Origin of the sequence: Corynebacterium tuscaniense (genome assembly GCF_008693065.1) — a bacterium.
Lineage (GTDB): Bacteria > Actinomycetota > Actinomycetes > Mycobacteriales > Mycobacteriaceae > Corynebacterium > Corynebacterium tuscaniense.
Map to the genome: position 1 here is coordinate 1 of NZ_VXKH01000201.1, position 563 is coordinate 563.

At 58.6% G+C, this 563-nt stretch carries 1 protein-coding gene and 1 pseudogene; one reads left to right on the forward strand and one right to left on the reverse strand.

What is annotated here, in order from left to right; all coding sequences use genetic code 11:
* On the reverse strand, nucleotides 1-246 hold a 246-nt coding region (locus F4V54_RS11275), incomplete at its 3' end, for a GatB/YqeY domain-containing protein (protein WP_170253160.1).
* A gap of 33 nt (nucleotides 247-279) precedes the next feature.
* Here F4V54_RS11275 and F4V54_RS11280 point away from each other — a divergent pair.
* Nucleotides 280-563 (forward strand): annotated as a pseudogene (locus tag F4V54_RS11280) (metallophosphoesterase); the annotation flags it as partial.

Consider the following 563-nt stretch of genomic DNA (forward strand, 5'->3'; position numbering starts at 1 on the left):
AAGTTCGGCTTCAGCCAACTCTGGACGGCCATTTTCTTCATAGACCTCGGCGGACTCGCGGCGCTTTTTAATTTCGCGCGCAATGACCTTGAGGATATCGGCGTCCTCCAGCTCATGCCGGGAGCCATTGGTCTCCTCGGCCTGGATGGCGGCCAGCAAGGCGCGGATGGCGCTGGTGCGCTGCTTCTCCTTCGCCTTCATTGCGGTTTTCAGATCTGCACGGATGGTTTGTTTTAGCTCGCTCATGCCTATCAATGTACGCCAGGTAGTGTGGTAGCCGTGAAACTTTTACGTATTCTTGGCGGCCTCACCGCTGCCGGCCTGGGCGCCGCAGCATGGGGCTATAGCGAACTGACCAAATTCGAGCTCAAGGAATATACGCTCCCCCTCCTGCCCAAGGGCACGCTGCGCGGCAAGCCGGAATTTCGGCTGCTGCATCTGTCAGATCTGCATATGATCCCCGGCCAGGAAACCAAGATTGCCTGGGTTTCTGCCCTCGACGCCCTGGAGCCGGACCTCGTGGTCAACACCGGCGATAATCTCTCCGATCAACAGGCCGTTCC